Below are 22802 nucleotides of genomic sequence, written 5' to 3'. Positions count from 1 at the left end.
TCAGAGGTGGCGGAGCAGGTAGCGGTAGAAGCCGGCGCCGCGGTGCAGGGCGGCCACGGAGATCCGCTCGTCGGCGGCGTGCAGAGCGGCCAGCTCGTCCTTCGTCAGGTCGAACGGCATGAACCGGTACACGCTGTCGCAGATCTGGCTGAAGTGCCGGGCGTCGCTGGCCTGCACCATCACGTACGGCGCCACGGCGGCGTCGGGGTAGACCGAGCGCACCGCGTCGGTGACCAGCGCGAACGCCTCGTTGTCGGCGCGCGACACCGGGGACGGGTCGTTGCCGGAGACGACGGTCAGCGATACCTCCGGGTCGTCGATGACGCGGCGCAGCCGTTCCACCGTCGACTGCACCGTCTCCCCGAGGGCGATGCGGATGTTGGCGTGCGCCCGCGCGCGGGTGGCCAGCACGTTGCGCGCCTTGCTGCCCTCGAGCTGCGTGATGGCGACGGTGGTGCGGACCAGGGCGTTGGCCTCCCGGCTCGCGCGCGACAGGACCAGCGCCAGCGCCGGCCGGAGGTACCCGGCGTGGGCGAAGACAGCGCGGTAGCCGGTGGGCGCGTGGCGGCCGAGGGCGTCGACCATGCCGAGGACGACGTCGTGCAGCCGGGCGGGGAAGGGGTTGTCCTCGATCCGGAGGATGGCGCGGGCCAGCCGGGCGGGTGCCCCGCCGCGCACCGGCGCCGACGCGTGCCCGCCCGGGTCGCTGGTGACCAGCTCGACGTCCAGCAGGCCCTTCTCGGCCAGGCCGACGACGGCGGTCTGGCCGGGCACGCCGGGGAAGACGCCGCTCACCACGGCGCCGCCCTCGTCGACGACCGCCCACGGCCGGATCCCGCGTGCCGTCAGCGCCTCGACCGCCAGCTGCGCGCCGACCCCTGCCACCTCCTCGTCGTCGCCGAAGGAGAGGTAGACGTCGCGAGCGGGCGTGAACCCCGCGCTCACCAGCGACTCGACGGCCTCCAGGATCGCGACGAGCGCGCCCTTGTCGTCGATCGCGCCACGGCCGTGCACGACTCCGTCCTCGATCAGCCCGGAGAACGGGTCGCGGGACCAGTCCTGGCCGGCGACCGGCACGACGTCGTAGTGCGCCATCAGCACCAGCGGCGGGGCGTCGCTGCCGCTCGACCAGCGGTAGAGCAGCGCGCCGTCGCCGAGGACCTCGCGCTCGAGCGCCTGGTGCGTCCGCGGGTACAGCTCGACGAGCCGCTCGCGGAACCGCTCGAACGCGGCCGTGTCGACCTCCGCGGGGTCCTTCGACGAGATCGTCGGGATGCGGACCAGCTCGGCGAGCCGTTCGGCGGTGGCGCCGGCGTCCAGACCGTCGAGGTCGGCCGGGTGGGCGGAGACCTCGGGCGGGCGGAACCGGGCGACCCGGCGGGCGGCCGCCGTCACGGCGGCGCCGCAGGCCGCCGCGACCAGTGCACCCTTCACGCCTGCGGCTCCGTGGCCGGGGCGACCGAGCGCGGGTCCGCGGCCGCCGCGGCGTCGGAGAAGGCCAGCTTCGGGACGACGACCAGCGCCACCGCGGCCGCCAGCGCGGTGAGCCCGCAGACGACCCACACGGTCACGTAGCCGCTCAGCGAGCCGGCCGTCCCCTCCGAGCCGTCGACCAGCGTCGGCGCCCCGGCGGCGAGCGCGACGGCGAACGTCGCCGACGCGAAGCTGCCGCCCAGGACCTTCGACGTGTTCGTGAGGCCGGTGGCGACGCCGGTCCGGCCGGCAGGTGCCGCGGCCGCCGCCGCGGCGGGCAGCGCGGCGACCAGCGCGCCCGATCCGAGCCCGGCGACCACCATGCAGGCCAGCGTCTCACCCAGCGTTCCGTGGAACGGCACCAGCAGGAGGTACCCGGCGCCGACGAGCACGGCGGCGCCGATGAGCGTCGTCCGGGGGCTGGTGCGGGCCGAGACCCGGGAGAACTGGCTGGCACCGATGAGCATCGAGATCACGTAGCCGCCGATGACGATCGACACCATGCTCGTGGACAGGCCGAGCCCGTAGCCGTACACGTCGGGATCGGTCCGGGCGAACGTCGACAGCGGGCCCTGGGCGCCGAGGACGCTGACGCCGAACAGCCCCGCGGTCAGCTGGACCGGCCACATCGACGGGCTGCGGAGGACGCGGAAGTCGACCAGCGGGTCGGGGCGGCCGAGCTCGTAGCGCACGAACGGGACGACCAGCAGCAGACCGACGGCCGTCACGATCCACGGCCAGGGCTCGCCGGCGCCGTTGATCCGCACGAAGGTCAGCCCACCGGTGATCACGAGCAGGACGACGCTCAGCAGCGCCGCACCGGTGGCGTCGACGTTCCCGGCCAGCCGGTCGGTGCTCTCGGGCACGCGGAGCGCGACGACGGCGCAGACACCGAGGACGAGGAAACCGGGGACCAGCAGCACCAGCCAGAACTGGCCGGCCAAGGCGCTGCCCACCTGCCCGCCGCCCAGGGCGCCGACGATCGCGCCGAACTGGAGGGCGGCGACGATCAGGCCGGTGGCCCGGCGGGTCTGGGCCGCCTGGTCGGCGCGCCCGCGCGACCGGTCGTAGATGAGCGCGACCTGCAGCGGCAGCCAGGCCGCGTAGACGCCCTGCACCGCCCACGCGACCAGGAAGACCGGGAAGGACTGCGCGAACGCCAGGACGACCGTGGCCGCCGCGGTGACCGCCGCCGACAGCAGCAGCATCCGGCGGTGGCCGTGCAGATCGCCGAGCTTGGCGAGGATCGGCACCGCGATCGCCGACAGCATCAGCTGGGCGGCCTCGAGCCAGTTCACGTCGGCGTCGTGGATGTCGAGGTGCCGCGCCACGTCGGTGAGCAGCGGGATGTAGTAGCCCTGCAGGACGCCGCTGGTGAACTCGACGAAGACCAGGAAGCCGACGAGGCCCCCGCCGATCCCCGCGATCCGCCCGCCGCTGCGCGCCGTCGTCCCCGTCACCCGAGGTCCCTTCCCGCTGCGCCACGGGTGGTGGCGCGGAGGGTCCGGAGCGTAGTGGGCGGGCGCGGCCGGACGGAGCCCCCGGCCGGGAACTCCGCCCGGTCGGACGAGGTCAGGCCCGGCGGCGTCCGGAGGCGATCAGCCAGCTGCCCGACAGCGCGAGGGCGGCACCCCACGCGATCAGCGGCTGGACCGAGACCCCGGTGTAGGCCAGCTTCCCGGTGCCGGCGTAGGCGACCGGCTGGGCATAGGTGGCCACGGTCTCCTCGCAGCCGACCCCGTCGTAGTCGCTGTCGAGGTGCGAGCCGTAGCCGTACTGGCCGGCATAGACCGGGGCGGCGCCGTAGGCGCGGGCCTCGTCGCAGTTCTTGTAGGTGAAGGCGGCCTGGTGCGTCGTCGGCGGCGTGTAGTGGCCCGAGGCCTGCGACGGCCGCGGCCCCTGCGTGCCGCCACCGGTCGGCGGGGTCGGGAAGCAGTCCTGGATGTCCTCGATGGCGTTCTCGATCAGCCGCTGCCCGGTCTCGAAGTCCTCGGGCGACACCCCGATCCCCTCGAGCAGGTCCTCGATCCCCGGGAGGTCGCCAGGGTCCAGCGCCACGAGTTGTGCCTGGAGCGGCCCGGGCGCGGGAGGCGTCGAGGGGCCGAGTGCGATCAGGTCCTCGATCAGGTTCTGGATCACGCCCGCGACGCACTCGCCGGGGTTCTGGCTGGTGGACGTCGACGTCGAGCCGGACGTGCTGGTGGAGGTCGACGTGCTGGTGGAGGTAGACGTCGACGTGCTCGTCTCGGTTTGGGTGAGCGTCGGTGGTGTGACGATCGAGTCGGGGAGCGACCCCGTCGTCGTGACGACCTGCTGAGTGACCTCTTCGGTCTTGGCGCTCCCCGAGGTGCTGAGGCCGGCGAGCGCGTCGGTGAGCGACTCCCCGGTGGGCGTCTCGCTGCTGCTGCTGGTCTCGGTCGCGTCCCCGGGGTCGGCCAGCGCCGCACCGGAGGAGAACAGCACCATGACCGAGGCGGCGAGCAAGGCGAACGGCATCCGCAGACGCGTGGACATGGGCTCCCCCGAGAGCTCACAGCAGCAGTGGCCTGTGAGAGGTATCACGGGTAACAGGTAATCGCTGAGGCCAGTTCCAGGTACCGCGAGGACCGTTCCGTCACGCGACCGCGCGCCGCAACGCGCAGTAGCGCTTCGGGCTCAGAGCGCCGCGCGCGCCACCGGGCAGGACATGCAGCGCGGCCCGCCCCTGCCGCTGCCCAGCTCCGAGCCCGCGATCCGCACGACCTCGATCCCGGCTGCCTCGAGAGCCGCGTTCGTGACGGTGTTCCGCTCGTAGGCCACCGCCAGCCGGGGCGCCAGCGCCAGCGTGTTGTTGCCGTCGTCCCACTGCTCCCGCTCGGCGGTGACCGGGTCGAGCCCGGTGTCGATGACCCGCAGCCGGTCGATGCCCATGGCATCCGCGGCAGCCACCACGAAAGGCTGCGGACCCACGACGGCCAGCTCGGCGGTGTCGGCGTCGTCGGCGACCCCGTCGGGAGCCGTCACGGTCCAGGCGACCAGCGAGTCGGCCACCGCCGGGTACATGACCATCGCGTCGACGTCGACCATCGTGGCGATGGTGTCCAGGTGCATGGTGGCCCGCTGCTGGGCGATCGGGACGACCAGCACCGTGTGCGCCAGCCGGCGGGCGAACAGCCGCCGGGCCAGCCGTTCGGCGCCGCCGGGCGTCGTCCGCTCGCCGACGCCGACGGCGACGACGCCGGGGGACAGCAGCAGGACGTCGCCGCCCTCCAGGTGCTCGAGGTGCGCACCGTAGAGCTGCTCCACCCCGGCGAAGCGCGGGTGGTGGGCGTAGACGGCGGCGGTGATCGTGCTCTCCCGGTGCCGCGCGGGCATGGCCAAGGAGGTCACCGCCACCTCGTCGCCCACCCACACCGACGAGTCGCGGGTGAACAGCAGGTTGGGCAGCGGGGGGACGACGAAGTCCCCGCGGTCCATGACCTCGAACGCCAGGCCCTTGCCGCCGCGGAGCTCGTCGTGGGCCAGCCCGGCGATGAGCGCGCCGGCGAGATCCTCCGGGTCGAGCCCGGACAGGTGCGTCGTGGTGGCCCGCTGGAGGGTGGCCCCCAGGCGGGGGTCGTCAACGGCCGCCGCGATGAGCTCCGCGCGCGCCGACGGGAAGGACAGCACCTCGGCCAGCAGCCGGTCGAGGTGCAGCACCTCGACCCCGCGGTCGCGCAGCGCCTGGGCGAAGGCATCGTGCTCCTCCTGCGCCCGGTCGACCCACGGGACGCCGTCGAAGAGCAGCTCGTCGTTGTTGCGGGGGGTCAGCCGCCGCAGCTCGGCCCCGGGGCGGTGCAGCATCACCGTGCCCAGCCGGCCGACCTCGCTGGTGGCGCCCATGGCCGGCACGGCGTCGCCGTCGTCGATCATGCGCAGAGGTTCGCACAGCGACGGGGGCGGCGGCCCGCCACCCACCGGGTCAGCGGCTGCGCCGCATCTCCCCGCCGTGCACGGTGAGCGCGTAGATGACGAGGACGTCGAAGGCGATGACGATCGTCGACCACCAGGGGTAGGCCGGCAGGAACGCGAGGTTCACCAGGGCGCTCAGGCCGGCCAGGACGACACCCACGACCCGCGCCACGGTGTTGCCCGCCAGCAGGCCGGCCGCGGTGAGGATCGCGACGATGCCCAGCAGCAGGTGCGTCCAGCCCCACACCGTGTAGTCCAGCTCGACCACCAGGCCGCTCCGGCCCACGACGTAGAAGCTCTCGTCCAGGAGCGCCGCCAGGCCCTGCATGGCCTGCAGCAGCCCCACGACGACGAGCAGCACGCCGGCGAACGAGATCCACGCCATCCAGCCCGTGGGGCCCTGCCCCACCGATCGCCGCGGACCGATGCCCGCTTCCGCCTGCCAGTCCGACTGCTGGGTCATCGTTCTCTCCTCCCGCCGGTGCACGGGATGGTGCTGCGCCAGGTCGGCCCGCCGCATCGTCCGCAGCAGGTGAGCCGCGAGGGTCCCGGCCGGGCTGGCTAGGGTGCGGGAGAGGTCGGCAGTGCGGCCGGCCCGCACGACCGGAGGTACCGCGTGGACCTGTTCGACCTGACCGGCAAGGTGGCCGTCGTCACCGGTGGCACCCGGGGGATCGGCCTGATGATGGCCCGCGGTCTGCTCCAGGCCGGCGCCCGCGTCTACATCAGCTCCCGCAAGGCCGAGGCCGGCGACGCCGCCGTCGCCGAGCTGGGGGCGTTCGGGACGGTCCGCTCGATCCCCGCCGACCTCTCCCGCGAGGAGGAGTGCGTCCGCCTCGCCCAGGCGGTCGGGGAGCGGGAGGACGAGGTGCACGTCCTGGTCAACAACGCCGGCGCGACGTGGGGAGCGCCGTCGCTCGAGGAGTTCCCGTCCTCGGCGTGGGACAAGGTGGTCGACCTCAACCTGAAGAGCCCGTTCTTCCTCACCCGCGCGTTCCTCCCGCTGCTGGAGGCGGCCGGCGAGGAGGGCGACCCGGCGCGCGTCGTGAACGTCGGCAGCATCGACGGGCTGCACGTCCCGCCGATGCACACGTACTCGTACTCGTCGAGCAAGGCGGCGCTGCACCACCTGACGCGGGTGCTCGCCAAGGAGCTGGGGCCGCGCGGGATCACCGTCAACGCGGTCGCCCCCGGCCCGTTCGAGTCCAAGATGATGGCCGCCACGCTGGACGCCTTCGGCGCGGAGATCGCGGCCCGCGCCCCGCTGGGCCGGATCGGGCGGCCCGACGACATGGCCGGCGTCGTCGTCTACCTGTCCAGCCGGGCCGGCGCCTACGTCACCGGCGCCGTCATCCCCGTCGACGGCGGGATCGCCACCACCCGCTGACGGGTCGACCACGCGGTACGGCAGCCGTCCACGCCGTCCACCGCGTGTTCGACCGGCCTACCGCGAGGACGAGGTGGCGGGCTGGGCGGCGACGCGGGCCAGGTGCGCGTCCGCCAGCGCCACCTGGTGCGGGGAGCCGACCAGCACGCCCTGCTCGCGCGCCCCGCGCCACCACTGCCGCGCGGTGGAGAGGTCGCCGCGGCGCTCGGCGATCCGGCCGAGCAGCTCGTCGTACGCGCCCAGGGTGAGCGCCGGCGTCCCGAGCACCGCCTGCCGCCCGCGGTAGGGGAGCAGCGACTCCACCGCCGACGCCCACTCCGGCGCGTCGCCCAGCCGCAGCGCCGACTCCGCCTGCAGCAGGACGGCGACGTCGCTGGCCCAGTCGCGGATCCGCGTGCGCCCCCACCGGGCCCGCAGCCGCCTCGCCTCCCCGAGGTCACCGGACTCGGCCGCGGCCAGCACCGCCATCTCCTGCAGCAGCGGGCTGCCCTCGTCCCCGGTCTCGACCAGCAGCGGGATGACCTCGGCCAGCCGCCCGTCGGCGCGGCGCAGGGTGAACTGGTGCGCGGCGTAGGCGTGCCGCGCGTGCGGGGTGACCCGGCGGTACAGCTCGTACGCCTCGGTGGTCAGCTCCTCCGCGCGCTCCGCGTTCCCCCGCAGCCAGGCCAGCCCGCCCGCCTGCCAGAGGACGTGCGGCCGGATCTCCGGGCCGCTCAGCGAGACGGCGAGCCGCCGGGCCTCGGCGTGGTCGGCCTCGAAGCCGGCGAGGTCGGTGAGGTGCAGCCGGATCGCCGCCCGGTGCAGCCGAGCCACGAACTCCGTCCAGCGCGGCAGCCCGGAGCCCACCATCGCCAGCGACTCGTCGGCCGCGGCCAGCCGCAGCTCGGCGGCGCCGGGTCGGCCCCAGACCGCGAGGCAGAAGTTGTTCAGCGCCCGCCCGAGCAGCTCGGGGTCGCCGATGCAGCGCGCGGTCTCGATCGCCTGCCGGGCTGCGCGGACCCCGCGGTCGTCGGCGCTGAACGCCAGCTCCACGCCGAGCGTGCCCAGCAGCTGGACGGTGGTGCGGTCCTCGGCGCCGTCGGCGAGCAGGTCCTCGAGCAGGGCGACCATGTCGTCGTCCACCACGCCGTGCGGGCGCCAGTTCCAGACGGTGACGCTGCCCCAGACCGCGGCCGCCTGCGCCAGGCAGGCGCGGTCGCCGAGCTGGCGCGCGACCGTGATCGCCTGGGCCACCACCTCGCGGGCCTCGGTCCGCGAGCCGCTGCGCAGCAGGTCGTTGCCCAGCGCGGTCAGCAGGTCGTGCCGGGTGCGGGCGGCGTCCGGCTCGGCCGGGTCGACCAGCTCCAGCGCGCGGCGGGTGTGCACCGCCGCCTCCCCGTGCGCCAGCCGGGCCCGGGCGGCGCGGGCGGCCGCCGCCGAGTACATCCGCGCGGGCGCCGGCCCGCTGACCGGCAGGGCCTCGACGAAGTGGTACGCCAGCCGCTCCACCAGGGCGTCGTCCGTCGTCGTGGCGATCCGGCGCTCCAGTGCCTCGCCCAGCCGAGCGTGCAGGCGGGCCCGGCGCAGCGCGGGGAGGTCGCCGACCAGCACCTCCTGGACCAGCGCGTGCGTGAACCGCCAGCTCCAGGGCCGGGAGCCCTCGACCACCAGGCCGACGGCGACCGCGGAGTCGAGCGCGCCGAGCGCTTCCTCCGCCGGTACCCGCGCCGCCTCCAGCAGGTCCAGGGTCACCTCGCGGCCGGCCACCGCGCACAGCTCGAGCACCTCCCGGGTCGCCGCGGGGAGGCGGCCCACCCGGGTGCGCAGCACCTCGCCGACCGACGGCGGCACGGGCGCGTGGTCGAGGTGCAGGTCGTGGGCGCCCACCATCCACCGGGACAGCTCGACGACGAAGAACGGGTTGCCGCCGGTGCGGTCGTGGACGGCGGTCGCCAGCGAGCGGTCGCCGGGGGAGCCCAGCTGGGCGGCCAGCAGCGCGGCGACCTCGTCGGCGTCCAGCCCGGACAGCCGCAGGCAGGTGGCCGACGGCTCGCGGGCCAGGCGCGCCAGGCAGTCGGTGACCGCCTCCGGCAGCTGCTCGCCCACGGTCCGCGCGGTGACGACCAGCAGCACCGGCGCGCGCGGCAGGTGCCGCGCGAGCAGGCCGAGCAGCTGGACCGAGGTGGTGTCGGCGCCCTGCAGGTCGTCGAGCACCACGAGCACCGGCGCGCCGCCCGCCGCGGCCTTCAGCCGGCCGCGCAGGTCCTGGAACAGCCGGAACCGTGCCGCGTCGGGGTCGTCGTCGTCCGACTGGGGCCGGAGGGTGAGCTCGTCCTGGCCGAGCTGCTCGAGCACCTGCGTCCACGGCCAGAGCGCCGGAGCGCCGGCGTCGTCGGCGCACCGGCTCCACGCCACCGACCACCCGGCCGACCGGCCGGCGTCCGCGGCGGCCTCGGCCAGCCGGGTCTTCCCGATCCCGGCCTCGCCCTCCAGGACGACGACGGCCGGCCGCCCGGCCCCGACCTGCTCGGCCACCGCCTGCAGCTGGGCGAGCTCGGCGGCGCGCCCGACCAGGAGCTCGTCGCCCGGTGCGAGGGTCGGGGACGGCGCCGGGCTCGCGGGCAGCACCGGCCGGGGCAGCCGCTCCAGCAGCCGCGGGTCCTGGTTCAGCACGGCCCGTTCGAGGTCCCGGAGCTCCGGGCCGGGGTCGATGCCCAGCTCGTCGCGCAGCAGCTCGGCGCAGCGGCGGAGGGCGTCCAGGGCCTCGGCCTGCCGGTCGGCGGCGTAGAGCGCGGTGACCAGCCGGGCCCACAACCGCTCGCGCAGGGGGTGCTCCGCGACCAGGCGCTGCAGGTCGGCGACCGCGGCCTCCGCCCGACCGGCGGCGAGCAGGGCGTCGCACCGGCGCTCGCGCGCCCGGACGTGCAGCTCGGTCAGGCGGAGCCGGTCGGTGCCGGCCGCGGGGGAGTCGCCCAGCTCGGCCAGCGGCTCGCCCCGCCACAGGGCGAGCGCCTCGTCCAGGAGCGCGATGCCGGCGACCGCGTCCCCGGCCCCGACGGCGCGGTCACCGGCCTCGACCAGCTCCGGGAAGCGCAGCAGGTCCAGGTCGGCGACCTCGACCCGGAGCAGGTAGCCCGGCGGGCGGGTGAGCAGCACGGTGGGCGCCTCGCGCGGCCCGCGCTCGGGCTCGAGCACCCGCCGGAGGTGGGAGACGTAGGCCTGCAGGGTGCCGGTCACCGTCGGCGGCGGGTCGTCGCCCCAGAGCGTCGCCACGATGCGGTCGATGCCGACGACGCGGCCGGGCTCGGCGAGCAGGAGGGTCAGCAGTGCACGGGGCTTGGCCCCACCGACGTCGAGCGGCCTGCCGTCGGGACCCGTGACCTCGAGCGGGCCGAGGACTCGGAAACGCACGGGGCGGGATGCTTCCAGCGCTCCGGCGTCGGCGGCACCCCTTTGCTCGCGGTGCGCCGCAAGTCGGCGTCCAAGTGCGGTCCAAGTATCCGCCAAGGGGGCGCCGCGACTCTTCCGACGTCCGAACGGGCCGCGCGGTCACCACCGCCGAGCCCCCCGATCCGCGGCCACCGCCGCGGCCGCGAAGAGGAAAGCCCTCCCCGATGAGTCTCACCGAGAAGCCCGAGCCGTTGCCGTCCGCCGTCATGAGCGACGCGGTGCTCGACACCCTCGTCCCGTCGTTCCCGGCCGGCGCGGTTGACGAGCTGCGCAGCCAGGTCCACGGCCCCGTCTACGTGGCCGGCGACGACGGCATGGCCGCCGAGGTCGCCACCTGGAACGTCGCCGTCCAGCACACGCCGGCCGTCGCCGTCGGCGCCACCTGCGCCGAGGACGTCGCCGCCGCCGTCTCCTGGGCCGTGGCGCACGACCTGCGCGTCGCCGTCCAGGCCACCGGCCACGGGCCGGTCAGCAACGCGGCCGGCTCGCTGATGATCACCACCCGGCGGATGCAGGGCATGAGCATCGACCCCGACCGCCGCGTCGCCCGCGTCGAGGCCGGCGTGAAGTGGAAGAAGGTCCTGGAGGGCGCCGCCGACCACGGGCTCACCGGCCTGTGCGGCTCGACCTCCGACGTCGGCGTCGTCGGCTACACGCTGGGCGGTGGCATGGGTTCCCTCAGCCGCCGGTTCGGCTTCGCCGCCGACCACGTGCAGGCCGTCGAGATCGTCACCGCCGACGGCCGGCTGCGTCGCGCCTCCGCCGACAGCGAGCCCGAGCTGTTCTGGGCCGTCCGCGGCGGCAAGGGCAACTTCGGCATCGTCACCGCCATCGAGATCGACCTCGTGCCGGTCGGTTCGCTGTACGCCGGCGGCATCTTCTTCACCGGCGACGACGCACCGGCGCTGCTGCACCGGTTCCGCCAGTGGGCCCCGACGCTGCCGGAGGAGGTCGGGACCTCGATCGCCGTGATGCGGATGCCTCCCATGGAGGAGCTGCCCCCGCCGCTGCGCGGTCAGACCGTCGTCCACCTCCGCTACGCCTACTCGGGCACCGATCACGCGGAGGCGGAGAAGCTGCTCTCGCCGATGAAGATCCTCGGCACCATCGTCATGGGCTACGTCGGGCCGATCCGGACCGACGAGATGGACTCCATCCACATGGACCCGGTCGACCCGATGCCGGCCTGGGAGAAGGGCATGCTGCTCACCGAGCTGCCGGAGGAGGCCGTCGACGCCCTGCTCGCCGCCGCCGGGCCGCAGGTCGAGATCCCCCTGTTCATGACCGAGATCCGGCTCATGGGCGGGGCGCTCGGCCGGCAGCCCAAGGTGCCGAACGCGGTCGCCGGGCGCAGCGGCGCCTTCGCCGTCGAGGTCGTCGGCCCCGGCATCCCGGAGCTGGCGCAGGTCGTGCCCATGGTGGGCAAGGGCGTGCTCGGGACGCTCGCCCCGTGGAAGGCGCCGGAGACGATGGTCAACTTCCTGGGCGAGGTGTCCGGCCCCGAGGAGGTCGCCGCGGCCTACCTGCCCGAGACCATCGAGCGGCTGCGGGCGGTCAAGGCCCAGGTCGACCCGGCCGGGATCTTCACGTTCGGCCACGCGATCTGAGAGATGCCGACGGCGCCGCGGACCCCTGACCCAGGTCCGCGGCGCCGACGCGTCACTCGGGGAGCAGCACGCCCGGGTTGCAGATGCCGTTGGGGTCGAGCCGTTCCTTGACGGCGCGCAGCACCTCGACGCCGAGCGGGCCGACCTCGCGCTCCATCCAGGGGCGGTGGTCGGCCCCGACGGCGTGGTGGTGGGTGAGTGTCCCGCCCGCCCCCAGGAGCGCGTCCGTCGCCGCGCGCTTGGCCGTCAGCCACTGCTGGATGGGCAGCGCGTCGTCGCGGTCGGCGAGCACGGTGACGTACAGCGAGGCGCCGGTCGGGTAGCCGTGCGAGACGTGGCTCATGATCAGCGGACGTCGTCCCTCACGGGTCAGCGAGTCGCGCAGGGCCCGCCGGACGGCGTCGTAGACGGTGGGCAGCGCGCTCCAGGTTGCCGCGGTCTCCAGGGTCTCGACCAGCAGGCCGCCGTCCAGGAGCCGGTCGCGCAGGTAGGGGGCGTGGAAGCGGTTCTTCTTCCACGACTGGGCGACCTTCGTGCCGAGCCGGATCGCGCCGCCGTCGCGCAGCAGGGAAGCGGCCGCCTTCTCCCGCGCCCGGACCATCGCCGGCAGGCCCTCCCAGCCCAGCAGGAGCAGGCAGCCGTCGCCGTGGCCGCGCGCCTTCAGGCTCCCGCGCAGCAGCCGGGCGCCGGTGCCGGAGGCCATGAGCAGGTTGGCGCGGGTCTCGTCGGCGTCCGAGAGCCGGACGATGTCTGGCAGCAGGTCGTGCCGGGCGAGCTGCTGCAGCGCGGCCAGCCCCGCCGCCCACGAGCGGAACGACCAGCCCTCGTACGCCCCGGTGGCCGGCTTGGGGCGGACGCGCAGGGTCAGCTCGGTGATGATCCCCAGCGTCCCCTCGGAGCCCAGGGCGAGGCCGAGCAGGTCGGGGCCGGCCGCCGTCGCGGGCGGGTGGCCGAGCTCCAGGACGCCGGACGGCGTGGCCAGCGTCAGCCCGGCGACGAGCTCGTCGAAGCGGCCCACGCCGGTGCTGTTCTGGCCGGCCGAGCGGGTGGCGGCGTACCCGCCGAGCGTGGCGAACTCCCAGCTCTGCGGCAGGTGGCCGAAGGTGAGCCCCTGCTTGTCGAGGGCCTGCTCCAGCGCCGGCCCGCGCATGCCGGGCCCGACGGTGACCAGGGACGACGGCACGTCGACCGACTGCACCGACGCCATGCGGCCCAGGTCGACCGCGATCGAGGGCCGGTCGTCGGGGTCGACGCCGGCCAGCCCGCCGACGACGCTCGTCCCGCCGCCGAAGGGGACGACGACGATGCCGAGCCCGCTGCACGCGGCGAGCAGCGCGGCCGTCTCCTCGGTGGTGCCCGGCAGCACGACGGCGTCCGGGGCGTCGGAGGCGTCGCCCTCGCGGCGGCGGAGCAGGTCGAGGTAGCTCTTGCCCCCGGCCCGGCGCAGGCGGGACTCGCGGTCGGTGCGGACGTTGTCCTCGCCCAGCAGCTCGACCAGGCGGGTGCGCGCCTCGTCGGGCAGCCGGCTCGGCGCCAGCTGGATGTCGTCGACGGCGACCGGCCGGGTGGGCCGCGGGGACCAGCCCAGCTCGCGGGTCAGGTAGCGGCGGGCGGCCTTCGGCAGCGTGCCGTCGAGGCCGCCGTCCGGACCGCTGGACGGCGTGGGGTCGGCCGGACCCCAGCCCTGGATCGTCAGTTCCGGCTGCGTTGCCACGGCTACAGTCTGCCGGTGCCGCATCCGGAGCGATCATGGTGACCGCCTCGCTGCCCGGGGCGCTCTCCCCGGCCCGCCGGGCGCAGGACGTCGACGGGCTCGACGGCAGCGCTGTCGACGTCGTCGTCGTGGGCGCCGGCGTGACCGGCGCGGGGGTGGCCCTGGACGCCGCGAGCCGCGGGCTGTCCGTCGTCCTGCTGGAGCGCGCCGACCTCGCAGCCGGGACGAGCCGCTGGTCGTCGAAGCTGGTGCACGGCGGGCTGCGGTACCTGGCGCACGGCGAGATCGGGCTGGCGCGAGAGAGCGCCCGCGAGCGCGCCGTCCTGATGGGCTCGACCGCGCCTCACCTGGTGCGGCGGCTGCCGTTCCTCGTCCCGGACGTCGCCGGCCGCGACGTCACCGCCCTGGCCGAGGCGGGCGGCCGCGCGGCGGACCTCATCCGCCTGTCGGTCCCCGGGGGCCGGGGCTCGCTGCCGTCGACGCGGCGGGTGTCGTCCGACGAGGTGTCCCGGCTGGTGCCGGGCGTGCGGTCCGGTCGCGGCGGCGTCGTCTTCTGGGACGGGCAGCTGGTGGACGACGCCCGGCTGGTCGTGGCGCTGGCCCGCACCGCCGCGGCCTACGGCGCCCGGGTGCTGACCGGCGCCGAGGTCACGGGTGTGGACGGCGCCGAGGTGCACGTGGCCGTCGACGGGTCGTCGGTGTCGCTGCGGGCCGGCGTGGTCGTGAACGCGGCCGGGGTCTGGGCGCAGCGGCTGTCGCCGTCGATCCGGCTGGTGCCCTCGCGCGGGTCGCACCTCGTCGTCCCGGGGCCGGTGCTCGGCTCGCCCTCGGCGGCGCTGACCGTGCCGCTGCCCGGCTCGCGCTCCCGGTACGTGTTCGCCCTGCCGCAGGCCGACGGGCTGGTCTACCTCGGTCTCACCGACGAGCCGGTCGACGGCCCGGTCCCCGACGACGACCCGGTGCCCAGCGACGCCGAGGTCGCCCAGCTGCTCGAGACGGTGAACCAGGTGCTGGCCGTGCCGCTCACGCGCGACGACCTGGTCGGCGCCTACGCCGGGTTGCGCCCGCTGGTGCTCCCGGCGTCGGCGGGCACCGGGCCGGGGGACGCGACGGCCGACCTCTCCCGCAAGCACCTGCTGCAGTGGGACGGAGCGGTCCTCTCGGTGGTCGGGGGCAAGCTCACCACCTACCGGGCGATGGCGGAGGAGACGGTCGACGCGGTCGTCGCCCGGCTCGGCCGGGGTTCCGCGCGGTCGGTGACCGGACGGCTGCCGCTGCTCGGCGCGGCGCCGCGGCCCGCGCTCGAGCGGGTGGGCGCCCCGCAGCGCCTCGTGGCGCGGTACGGGACGGAGGCGCCGGTGGTCGAGGTGCTGGGGCCGGCCGCCGTGGTGGCGGGCCGGCCGGAGACGGTGGGGGAGCTGCGGTTCGCCGTCCGGTACGAGGGGGCGCGGACGGTGGCCGACCTGCTCGACCGGCGCACCCGGTTCGGGCTGGTGCCGGCCGACCGCGAGCGGGCCGTCCCGGTGGCCGAAGAGGTGCTCGCCGCCGAGCTCTGAGCCGAACCGGCGGCGTCTCACGATGCGGGAACGGAGTTCCGCTGACTGGGACGGCGGAGTAGGACTGCACCGTGGACACGTACACGCACGGGCACGCCGACTCCGTCCTGCAGTCCCACCGCTGGCGCACGGTGGAGAACTCCGCCGCCTACCTCGCGCCGGTTCTCCGGCCGGGCCTCGACCTGCTCGACGTGGGGTGCGGGCCGGGCACGATCACCATCGACCTCGCCGCCCGGGTGGCTCCGGGGCGCGTCGTGGGCATCGACGTCTCGGCCGACCCGCTGGCCGAGGCGCGGGCCGCGGCCGAGCGCGCCGGTGTGGCGGTGACCTTCGAGGTCGGTGACGTGTACGCGCTGGCCGCGGACGACGACACCTTCGACGTCGTGCACGCGCACCAGGTGCTGCAGCACCTCACCGACCCGGTGGCCGCGCTGCGCGAGATGGCGCGCGTGTGCCGGCCCGGCGGGGTGATCGCCGTCCGCGACGTGGACTACGGCGCGTTCGTCACCTTCCCGGCCGACCCCGGTCTGGACCGCTGGCTGGATCTCTACCACCGGGTGGCGCGAGCCAACGGCGCCGAGCCCGACGCCGGACGGCGGCTGCTGTCGTGGGCGCACGCCGCCGGGCTGCGCGACGTCACGAGCTCGGCCGGCACCTACTGCTACGCCTCGCCCGAGGAGCGGGAGTGGTGGGGGCGCTCGTGGGCCGGCCGGGCGACGGCGTCCGCGTTCGCCGAGCAGGCGCTCCGCTACGGCCTGGCCACGCCCGGCGAGCTGGACGAGATCGCCGCCGCCTGGCTGCGCTGGTCGGAGGCCGACGACGGCTGGCTCGGCATGCTCCACGGCGAGCTGCTCATCCGCGTCTGAGGGCCGAAGTGGCCACTTCGGCCCCTACGCTCGCGGCGCATGGAGGGTGAGGGCCCGAGCCGGGACGTGACGCGGCTGGTCAACCTGAGCGACGCGGTCGTCGCGATCGCGGCGACGCTGCTGGTGCTGCCGCTGGTCGACCAGATCGACTCGATGCCCGGCGCGACCGTCGGGGAGATGCTGGGGGCCGCCGGCCAGCAGTTCGGCGCGTTCGTGCTGAGCTTCGTCGTCGTCGGCCGGTTCTGGCTGATCCACCACTCGGTGTTCAACGGCGTCCGCGAGATGACCGGCACGCTGTTCTGGCTCAACCTGGTCTGGCTGATCGGCATCGTCTTCCTGCCCTACCCCACCGAGCTGATCGGGGTCGTCGGGTCGGACGACGTCTGGGCGCCCGTCGTGTACATCGGGACGCTGGCCGTCACCAGCCTCGCGGGCCTCGCGATGCACGCGGTGATCGCGCGCTCGCCGGGCATCCGCGGGCCGGGGGCGGCGGAGCACCGCGACCTGGTCCCCGGCCTGGTGACCGTCGGGACGATGCTCGTGGCGCTCGTCCTGGCCTTCGCCGTCCCGTCCGTGGGCATGTGGTCGCTGCTGCTGCTGTTCGCGGCGCCGGTGGTCACCCGCCTGCTGAACCGCCGGCGCGCGGCGCCCGCCTGAACGGCGGGCGCCGTGCTCAGCCCTGGCGGGCGGCGTTGGCCTGGACGGCGGTGCTCACGTACCGCGCGAGCCCGGGTGCCATGGCCTCGTAGGTGGCGGTGAACCGCTCGTCCTCGACGTACATGCGGCCGAGGCCCGCGTGCATCTCGGGCGAGCACTCGTAGAACCAGCGGCTGATGTGCTGCCGGTTGTCCTCCGCGACGTCCATGGCTCGCTCGGAGTCCGGCGCCGCGCCGGAGCGCATCGCCGCCACGAAGCGGTTGCCGATGTCCTCCATCTCGGCCTTGATCCGGACCCAGTCCTCCTTGGAGTACGCCGCGGTCTTCCGCCTCGACTCCGCGTAGGCATCCGTGTCGCCCCAGCGCTCCTCGACCTCGGCCTCGTACTGCGCCGGGTCGTGCTCGCCGAACACCTCGAACCGCTCCTCCGGGGTCAGGGAGATCCCCATCGACCGTGCCTCCATCTCCTTCTCGACGGCCGCGACCATGGCCGACGTCCGCTCCAGCCGGTCCCGCAGCAGCCGGTGCTGCCGGCGCAGGTGCGCCTCGGGGTCGGCGGACGGGTCGTCGAGCAGGGTCGCGACCTCCTCGAGGGGGAACCCGAGCTCGCGGTAGAGCAGCACCTGGTGCAGCCGGTCCAGGTCGGCCGGCGCGTACTGCCGGTAGCCCGACGCCGTCCGGCCGGACGGCGACAGCAGCCCGATCCGGTCGTAGTGGTGCAGCGTGCGCACCGTGACGCCGGCCAGCGCGGCCACCTCACCCACGTTCACCGCGGTCCCTCCCTCCTGTTGACGAGGAGAAGGGAACAGCCTGACGCAACGTCAGGGTCAAGCGTCACTTCCGAGCCCGATGTCGCGCCGTTGCGCATGGGAGCGGGAATCAGGGGCCGGATTCCCGCCCGCATCCGCATCCGGGCGGAAGGCGGACGCGGGGTCAGGTGAGGGCGCGGATCGTCTCGATCGCCGCGACCACCGCGAAGACGAGGAAGAGGCCGGCCGCTACCCGGCGGATGAGCGCGATCGGCAGCCGGTCGGCCAGCTTCTTGCCGAGGAACACCGCCAGCGCGGAGACGACGAGCAGCGCGGCCCAGGCGCCGACGAACACCGACAGCGGCTCGTCCAGGCGCGCGGCCAGGCCCGCGGTGGCCAGCTGCGAGAGGTCCCCCCACTCGGCGGCGAACAGGACGCCGAAGGAGATGGCGGCGACCCGGAAGAACGAGGTCCCCTGCTTCGTCTCGTCGAGGTCCTCGTCCTCGGCGCCGCTGGTCGCGCTGCGCCAGAGGATCACGGCGCCGACCAGGAAGAGGACGGCGACGATGCCGCTGACCAGCGCGTCCGGCAGGAGCGAGAGCAGCGACCCGGCGGTGACCGCGATCGCCACCTGCAGGCCGAACGCCGCGCCGACGCCCACGAACACCGGCAGCGGTGGGAAGCGGGTGGCGAGGACGAGGCTCGCGAACAGCGTCTTGTCCGGGAGCTCGACGGGGAGCACCAGGATGAACGCGGTCGCGATGACCGACAGGACCACGAGACTTCTCCTCCGCTGGGCGCCGCCGGGCGGAGCGCGGGCAGCCTCCGACCGGGCAGCGCGGGGCTGCTGGTCGAAGGTCTCGCCCATCCACGCGAGGCGTGGACCCGCTGACCGGGCGGCCACGGAGGGCGCGCCAGCATGTCGACCAGCGGACGGGGGGCTACTCCCCTTCGGCGACGAGAGTAGCGGGCGAAATCAGCTGCGAGCGCGGTGGACCGGCGTTAGCCTCCGCACATGCCGTTCCGTTGACGCCCGTCCCCGAACGCACTCCCGCCCGCCGCCCGGCCGCTCGCCCGCCTGGCGGTGAGCTGGGCAGCGCTGTCCGAGCTGGTGCCGCTGTACCCGCTCTACGCGCTGCTCTTCCTCGACACCGGCCTGTCCGGCGCCCAGATCTCGATGCTGTTCGCCGTCTGGTCGATCACCTCGTTCGTCGCCGAGGTGCCCGCCGGCGTGCTCGCCGACCGGTGGTCCCGCCGCGGGGTCGTCGTCCTGGCCGGCGTCCTGCAGGCGGCCGGCTTCGCGGTGTGGACGGCGGCACCGCAGACCTGGGCATTCGCCACCGGCTTCGTGATCTGGGGGCTCGCGGGCGCACTGGTCTCCGGTGCGAGCGAGGCGCTGGTCTACGACGGGCTGGTCGCGGTCGGCGCCGGAGACTCCTATGCCCGGGTCAACGGCTGGATGACGTCGGCCGAGCTCCTCGTGCAGATCCCGACGGCGTTCGCCGCGAGCGCGCTGTTCGCCGTCGGCGGCTACCCGCTGGTCGGCTGGGCGAGCGTCGCCGTCTGCCTGGCCGCCGCGGCCCTCGCCCTCCGGTTCCCCGAGGCACCGCGCACGGAGGACGACGACGAGGAGGAGCCGCTCCGGCAGGGCGTGCTGGAGTCGCTCCGCTCGCCGTCGTTGCGCGTGCTGGTGCTCGCCGTGGCGCTCATCGGGGGCCTGGACGCGATCGAGGAGTACTTCCCCGTCCTGGCCGGCGACTGGGGGGTGCCGACGACGGCAGTGCCGTTCGCGGTGCTCGTGGTCGCGCTGGCCGGTGCCGCGGGTGCGGCCCTCGGCGGGCGGGCCGACCGGCTGCGCGGCGGCGTCCTGCTCGGGCTGCTGGTCGTCGCGGCCGGCCTGCTGGCGGCCGCCGCGCTGTGGGCCCGGCCGGCCGCGCTGCTGCTCGTCGCGGTGTTCTACGCCCTCTACCTCGCCGTGCTCGTAGTCGCGGAGGCGCGGCTGCAGGACGGCATCGCGAGCCGGCACCGGGCGACGATCACCTCGGTGGCGGGGCTGGGCATCGAGCTGGCCTCGCTGCTGGTCTTCGCCGCCTGGGCGCTCGGCGGGCCGCTCGCGGTGGCCGTGCTGGTCGTCGCCGTCGTCCCGGTCGTCAGGGCCGGTCTGCGGACCCGGGAGCCGAGCGCGCCCGCTGCAGGTACGCCGACGGGGTGACGCCGACGACGGCGCGGAAGTCGCGGCTGAAGTGCGCCTGGTCGAACCAGCCCAGTGACGCGGCGAGGCCCGCCAGGTCGTCGACCTCGCCGGCGTCGATGGCGGCGGCCGCGTCCTGCAGCCGGTAGCGGGCCAACACCGCCTTGGGGCTGACGCCCACGTACCCGGCGAACAGGCGCTGCAGGGACCGCACGCCCATGCCGCCCAGCGCCGCCACCTGGTCGACCCGGACCAGCTCGCGGTCGGAGATCATCGCGCCGATCAGGCCCAGCAGGTCGAGGTAGGCGCCGGGCGGCTCGGTGGCCAGGGGCGCCAGCGCGGCGTCCAGGGCGGCGGTGCGCTCGTCGTCGTCCTCGGGGCCCAGCACGTCGGCCAGCAACCGGGCGGCGGGGACGCCCAGCCGGTCGCCGAGCGGCTCGACGGTGTTGCGCCCCACGAGGGCGCCGGTCAGGGCGGTGAAGCCGCCCGGGCGGAACTTCGCCGCGGTCACCCGGCCGGCGCCGGTGAGGTCGACGCTGAAGCGCCGGGTGACGACGCCGTGCAGCAGGGCCGCCGGCATCGCGAAGCCGAAGCGCGGCTCGGTGCCCGACTCCACCGACACGTTCACGCTCGGGTGGCTGAGCACCTCGGAGCGGAACGGGGGCCGGCCCGTGAGGTCCCAGCGCACCGACCAGTACCGCTCGACGAACGGCCGCAGCCCCTCGCTGACCGGGGCGTCGCGGCGCAGGTCGGCGTGCTCGGCGGTCTCGGCCGGCCGGAGGACCCCGCGCAGAGTCGCGGCCCGGTCGAGGGTTGTCGCGTTCTTCCAAGACGCCACGGTCGCAGCCTAGGCAGCATCGGGGACATGACGATCACGAATGGCAGGCCCGAGGGCTTCACCACCTTGACCCCGTTCCTGGTCTGCTCCCCGGCGAGCGAGGCCATCCGCTTCTACGAGGAGGTGTTCGGCGCGACGCTGGTCAGCCGCATGGACGGCCCCGGGGGCACGGTCATGCACGCCGAGCTCGACTTCGGCCTGGGCCGGCTGCAGCTGTCGGACCCGATGGACCAGTTCGGCCTCGTCGTCCCCGACCGGTCCTCCGACGCGGTCAGCGGCTCGACCTGCATCTACGTCGCCGACGTCGACGCCGTCTTCGCGAAGGCGGTCGAGCGCGGGGCGACCGTGCGGGAGAAGCCCGACACCTTCGTCACCGGCGACCGGTTCGCCTCCATCTACGACCCGTTCGGCCACCGGTGGGCGGTCATGACCAAGGTCGAGGACGTCAGCCCCGAGGAGGCCGAACGCCGGCTGGCGGAATGGGGTGCCCAGCAGGGCTGACGGTCAGCCGGGGCAGCAGGAGCTGCACCAGCGGCCCGATGGCGACGGCGTACAGCACGGTGCCGAGCCCGAGGGTGCCGCCGAGCAGCCAGCCGACGGCGACGACGGCGACCTCGATCGAGGTCCGCACCAGCCGCACCGACCCGCCGGTGCGCCGGACCAGGCCGGTCATCAGGCCGTCCCGGGGTCCCGGCCCGAACCGCACGCCGATGTAGGCCGCGGTCGCGACGGCGTTGAGCAGGACGCCCCAGGTCAGGAACGCGACCCGGACGGGCAGGGACGCCGGTGCTGCGACGAGCGCCAGGGTGGCGTCCATGGCCAGCCCGAGGACGACGACGTTGCTGACGGTGCCCAGCCCCGGCCGCTGGCGCAGCGGGATCCAGGTCAGCAGCACGAGCGCGCCGACGGCGATCGTGACCGTGCCGATCGACCAGCCCAGCCGGTCGGCCAGCCCCTGGTGCAGCACGTCCCACGGCATGTTGCCCAGCGCCGAGCGGACGATCAGCGCCATCGAGACGCCGTACAGCGCCAGGCCCGCGTAGAGCTGCACGAGGCGGCGGGGGAGCCGGCGGCCCTTCAGGGACGGCGGGGCGGGAACCTGCAGCACCACCCCAGCCTGACCGACCGATGGCCTGGTTCGTGCGGGCCAATCGGGCGAAGTGGCCTGCCCGGTCAGGTGACCGGGTAGGCCGCCTCGGCCGCCGCGGTCGCGGCCCGCAGCACCTCCTTGACGGCGAGGCCGAGCTCGCGGGCCAGGGCGGCGACGTCCTCGTACTCGACGCTCACGTTGACCACCCGGCCGTCGTGGACGGCGATCTTCGTGCCGACGGTGCCACCCAGCACCGCCACCGACGCGTGGACGCGTTCCAGCGCGACCTTCCCGACCGGCATCACCCGCAGCCCGATGCTGGTCGTCGTCCGGAACACCGCGGCCTGGACGTCGGCGACGGCGTCGGGGCGGCACAGCGCCGAGAGCGTGTGCGCGGCGCGGCCCTTCTTCATCAGGATCGGGGTCAGCCAGGCGTCCGAGGCGCCCGCCGCGAACAGGGCGTCGAGGACGCCCGGCCACAGCCGGGGGTCGAGGTCGTCGACGTTGGTCTCGAGCACGACCGGGCCGGCCGGCTGCGGCTGGTCCGGCTCGCCCAGCACCAGCCGGACGACGTTGGGCAGCTCCGCCGGGTCGCGGCCGCCGGCCCCTACGCCGACCCGCGCCACCCGCATGGGCGGCAGGGTCGTCCAGTCGGAGACGCGGGCGGCGACCAGCGCCGCCCCGGTGGGCGTGCACATCTCGGCGGGCACCGGCCCGGCGACCACCGGGATCCCGGTGAGCAGCTCGAGGACCGCCGGGCCGGGGACCGGGACGACGCCGTGCGCGCCGCGCGCCGAGCCGCTGCCGAGCGCGACGGGCGAGGCGGTGAGGCGGCTCAGCCCCAGGTGCTCGAACCCGGCGACGACGCCCACGACGTCGGCGAGCGCGTCCAGCGCCCCCACCTCGTGGAAGTGCACCTCCTCGGGGGACATGCGGTGCACCCGCCCCTCGGCGACGGCCAGCCGCTCGAACACCGCCAGCGCCCCCTCCCGCACGGCGGGCGGCAGGTCGGCGTCGACGAGCAGGTCGCGGACGTCGGCCCAGGTGCGGTGCTCGTGCGACGGGGGGGCGTGGACGTGCACCCGGGTCGCGCCGAGCCCGTGCCGGGTTGTCTGCTCGGTCACCAGCCGGATCTGCTCGACCGGCAGCGCGGCGATCGCGGTGGTGAGGACCTCGAGCGGCACCCCGGCGTCGACGAGGGCGCCCAGGAGCATGTCCCCGGACGCCCCGGCGGAGAGGTCGAGCCAGCCGATCATGGCGTGATCATGCCCGTACCTGCCGAGATCCCGTGATCTCGGCGGTTCAGGACCGCTGAT

At 75.1% G+C, this 22802-nt stretch carries 19 protein-coding genes; 7 read left to right on the top strand and 12 right to left on the bottom strand.

All coding sequences use genetic code 11. The annotated features are described in order from the left end of the window. The 5 genes from ACI78T_RS17635 to ACI78T_RS17615 all read right to left on the bottom strand — a co-directional run bounded on the left by ACI78T_RS17635 (window position 1) and on the right by ACI78T_RS17615 (window position 5866). Window positions 1-1434 (bottom strand): M20/M25/M40 family metallo-hydrolase, encoded by a 1434-nt coding sequence (locus tag ACI78T_RS17635; protein ID WP_456559424.1) that lies wholly within the window; start codon window positions 1432-1434, stop codon window positions 1-3. After that, on the bottom strand, window positions 1431-2933 hold the full coding sequence (locus tag ACI78T_RS17630) for an MFS transporter (protein ID WP_456559423.1): 1503 nt from the start codon (window positions 2931-2933) through the stop codon (window positions 1431-1433). Before ACI78T_RS17630 ends, ACI78T_RS17635 begins: the two co-directional genes overlap by 4 nt. 112 nt (window positions 2934-3045) lie before the next feature. After that, window positions 3046-3987, bottom strand: coding sequence for an excalibur calcium-binding domain-containing protein (locus ACI78T_RS17625; protein WP_456559422.1), 942 nt, complete (start codon window positions 3985-3987; stop codon window positions 3046-3048). A 141-nt stretch (window positions 3988-4128) separates the two neighbouring features. Further along, the gene (locus tag ACI78T_RS17620) at window positions 4129-5364 is read right to left on the bottom strand and encodes an arginine deiminase (RefSeq protein WP_456559421.1); all 1236 of its coding nucleotides are present in this window, start codon (window positions 5362-5364) and stop codon (window positions 4129-4131) included. A 49-nt stretch (window positions 5365-5413) separates the two neighbouring features. Next, window positions 5414-5866, bottom strand: coding sequence for a DUF7144 family membrane protein (locus ACI78T_RS17615; RefSeq protein ID WP_456559420.1), 453 nt, complete (start codon window positions 5864-5866; stop codon window positions 5414-5416). A gap of 153 nt (window positions 5867-6019) precedes the next feature. Between ACI78T_RS17615 and ACI78T_RS17610 the strand changes: the two genes are divergently transcribed. Further along, window positions 6020-6790: an SDR family oxidoreductase gene (locus ACI78T_RS17610; RefSeq protein WP_456559419.1), complete on the top strand. Its 771-nt coding sequence runs from the start codon at window positions 6020-6022 to the stop codon at window positions 6788-6790. Between the two features lie 57 nt (window positions 6791-6847). Here ACI78T_RS17610 and ACI78T_RS17605 read toward each other — a convergent pair whose 3' ends face one another. Further along, window positions 6848-10180, bottom strand: coding sequence for a BTAD domain-containing putative transcriptional regulator (locus ACI78T_RS17605; protein ID WP_456559418.1), 3333 nt, complete (start codon window positions 10178-10180; stop codon window positions 6848-6850). Between the two features lie 203 nt (window positions 10181-10383). Between ACI78T_RS17605 and ACI78T_RS17600 the strand changes: the two genes are divergently transcribed. After that, a complete protein-coding gene (locus tag ACI78T_RS17600; RefSeq protein WP_456559417.1) occupies window positions 10384-11826 on the top strand; it encodes an FAD-binding oxidoreductase in 1443 nt (480 codons plus the stop codon). Window positions 11827-11878: 52 nt separating this feature from the next. Here the strand turns inward: ACI78T_RS17600 and ACI78T_RS17595 are convergent, their stop codons facing one another. Next, window positions 11879-13540 carry an FAD-binding oxidoreductase gene (locus ACI78T_RS17595; protein ID WP_456559416.1) on the bottom strand — a complete coding sequence of 554 codons (1662 nt, stop codon included), beginning with the start codon at window positions 13538-13540 and terminating at the stop codon, window positions 11879-11881. Between the two features lie 35 nt (window positions 13541-13575). On the opposite strand from ACI78T_RS17595, the gene ACI78T_RS17590 reads away from it, so the two are divergent. The 3 genes from ACI78T_RS17590 to ACI78T_RS17580 all read left to right on the top strand — a co-directional run bounded on the left by ACI78T_RS17590 (window position 13576) and on the right by ACI78T_RS17580 (window position 16619). Continuing rightward, a complete protein-coding gene (locus tag ACI78T_RS17590; RefSeq protein ID WP_456559415.1) occupies window positions 13576-15096 on the top strand; it encodes a glycerol-3-phosphate dehydrogenase/oxidase in 1521 nt (506 codons plus the stop codon). 71 nt (window positions 15097-15167) lie between these two features. After that, window positions 15168-15962 (top strand): methyltransferase domain-containing protein, encoded by a 795-nt coding sequence (locus ACI78T_RS17585; protein WP_456559414.1) that lies wholly within the window; start codon window positions 15168-15170, stop codon window positions 15960-15962. A 39-nt stretch (window positions 15963-16001) separates the two neighbouring features. Continuing rightward, entirely contained in the window at window positions 16002-16619 is a 618-nt protein-coding gene (locus ACI78T_RS17580; protein ID WP_456559413.1) for a TMEM175 family protein, read from the top strand. Between the two features lie 16 nt (window positions 16620-16635). Here the strand turns inward: ACI78T_RS17580 and ACI78T_RS17575 are convergent, their stop codons facing one another. Together ACI78T_RS17575 and ACI78T_RS17570 are read right to left on the bottom strand one after the other, a co-directional pair. After that, complete coding sequence (locus ACI78T_RS17575) at window positions 16636-17388, bottom strand: MerR family transcriptional regulator (protein WP_456559412.1); 753 nt, start codon at window positions 17386-17388, stop codon at window positions 16636-16638. A 163-nt stretch (window positions 17389-17551) separates the two neighbouring features. Continuing rightward, window positions 17552-18235 carry a TMEM165/GDT1 family protein gene (locus ACI78T_RS17570; RefSeq protein WP_456559411.1) on the bottom strand — a complete coding sequence of 228 codons (684 nt, stop codon included), beginning with the start codon at window positions 18233-18235 and terminating at the stop codon, window positions 17552-17554. Window positions 18236-18451: 216 nt separating this feature from the next. On the opposite strand from ACI78T_RS17570, the gene ACI78T_RS17565 reads away from it, so the two are divergent. Continuing rightward, window positions 18452-19579 carry an MFS transporter gene (locus ACI78T_RS17565; protein WP_456559410.1) on the top strand — a complete coding sequence of 376 codons (1128 nt, stop codon included), beginning with the start codon at window positions 18452-18454 and terminating at the stop codon, window positions 19577-19579. Here ACI78T_RS17565 and ACI78T_RS17560 read toward each other — a convergent pair. Then, on the bottom strand, window positions 19518-20396 hold the full coding sequence (locus tag ACI78T_RS17560) for a helix-turn-helix domain-containing protein (protein ID WP_456559409.1): 879 nt from the start codon (window positions 20394-20396) through the stop codon (window positions 19518-19520). The genes ACI78T_RS17565 and ACI78T_RS17560 overlap by 62 nt on opposite strands. Window positions 20397-20423: 27 nt before the next feature. Here ACI78T_RS17560 and ACI78T_RS17555 point away from each other — a divergent pair, with 27 nt between their 5' ends. Beyond that, window positions 20424-20897, top strand: a complete 474-nt coding sequence (locus tag ACI78T_RS17555) for a VOC family protein (RefSeq protein WP_456559408.1) — start codon at window positions 20424-20426, stop codon at window positions 20895-20897. Here the strand turns inward: ACI78T_RS17555 and yczE are convergent. Next, window positions 20842-21504: a membrane protein YczE gene (gene yczE, locus ACI78T_RS17550; RefSeq protein ID WP_456559407.1), complete on the bottom strand. Its 663-nt coding sequence runs from the start codon at window positions 21502-21504 to the stop codon at window positions 20842-20844. The two genes, ACI78T_RS17555 and yczE, sit on opposite strands and share 56 nt — an antisense overlap. A 65-nt stretch (window positions 21505-21569) precedes the next feature. Beyond that, the gene (gene larC, locus ACI78T_RS17545) at window positions 21570-22742 is read right to left on the bottom strand and encodes a nickel pincer cofactor biosynthesis protein LarC (protein ID WP_456559406.1); all 1173 of its coding nucleotides are present in this window, start codon (window positions 22740-22742) and stop codon (window positions 21570-21572) included. Window positions 22743-22802 lie beyond the last annotated feature (60 nt).

The organism is Blastococcus sp. SYSU D00922, assembly GCF_054050495.1.
This window is presented reverse-complemented; position numbering and strand designations above follow the sequence as displayed.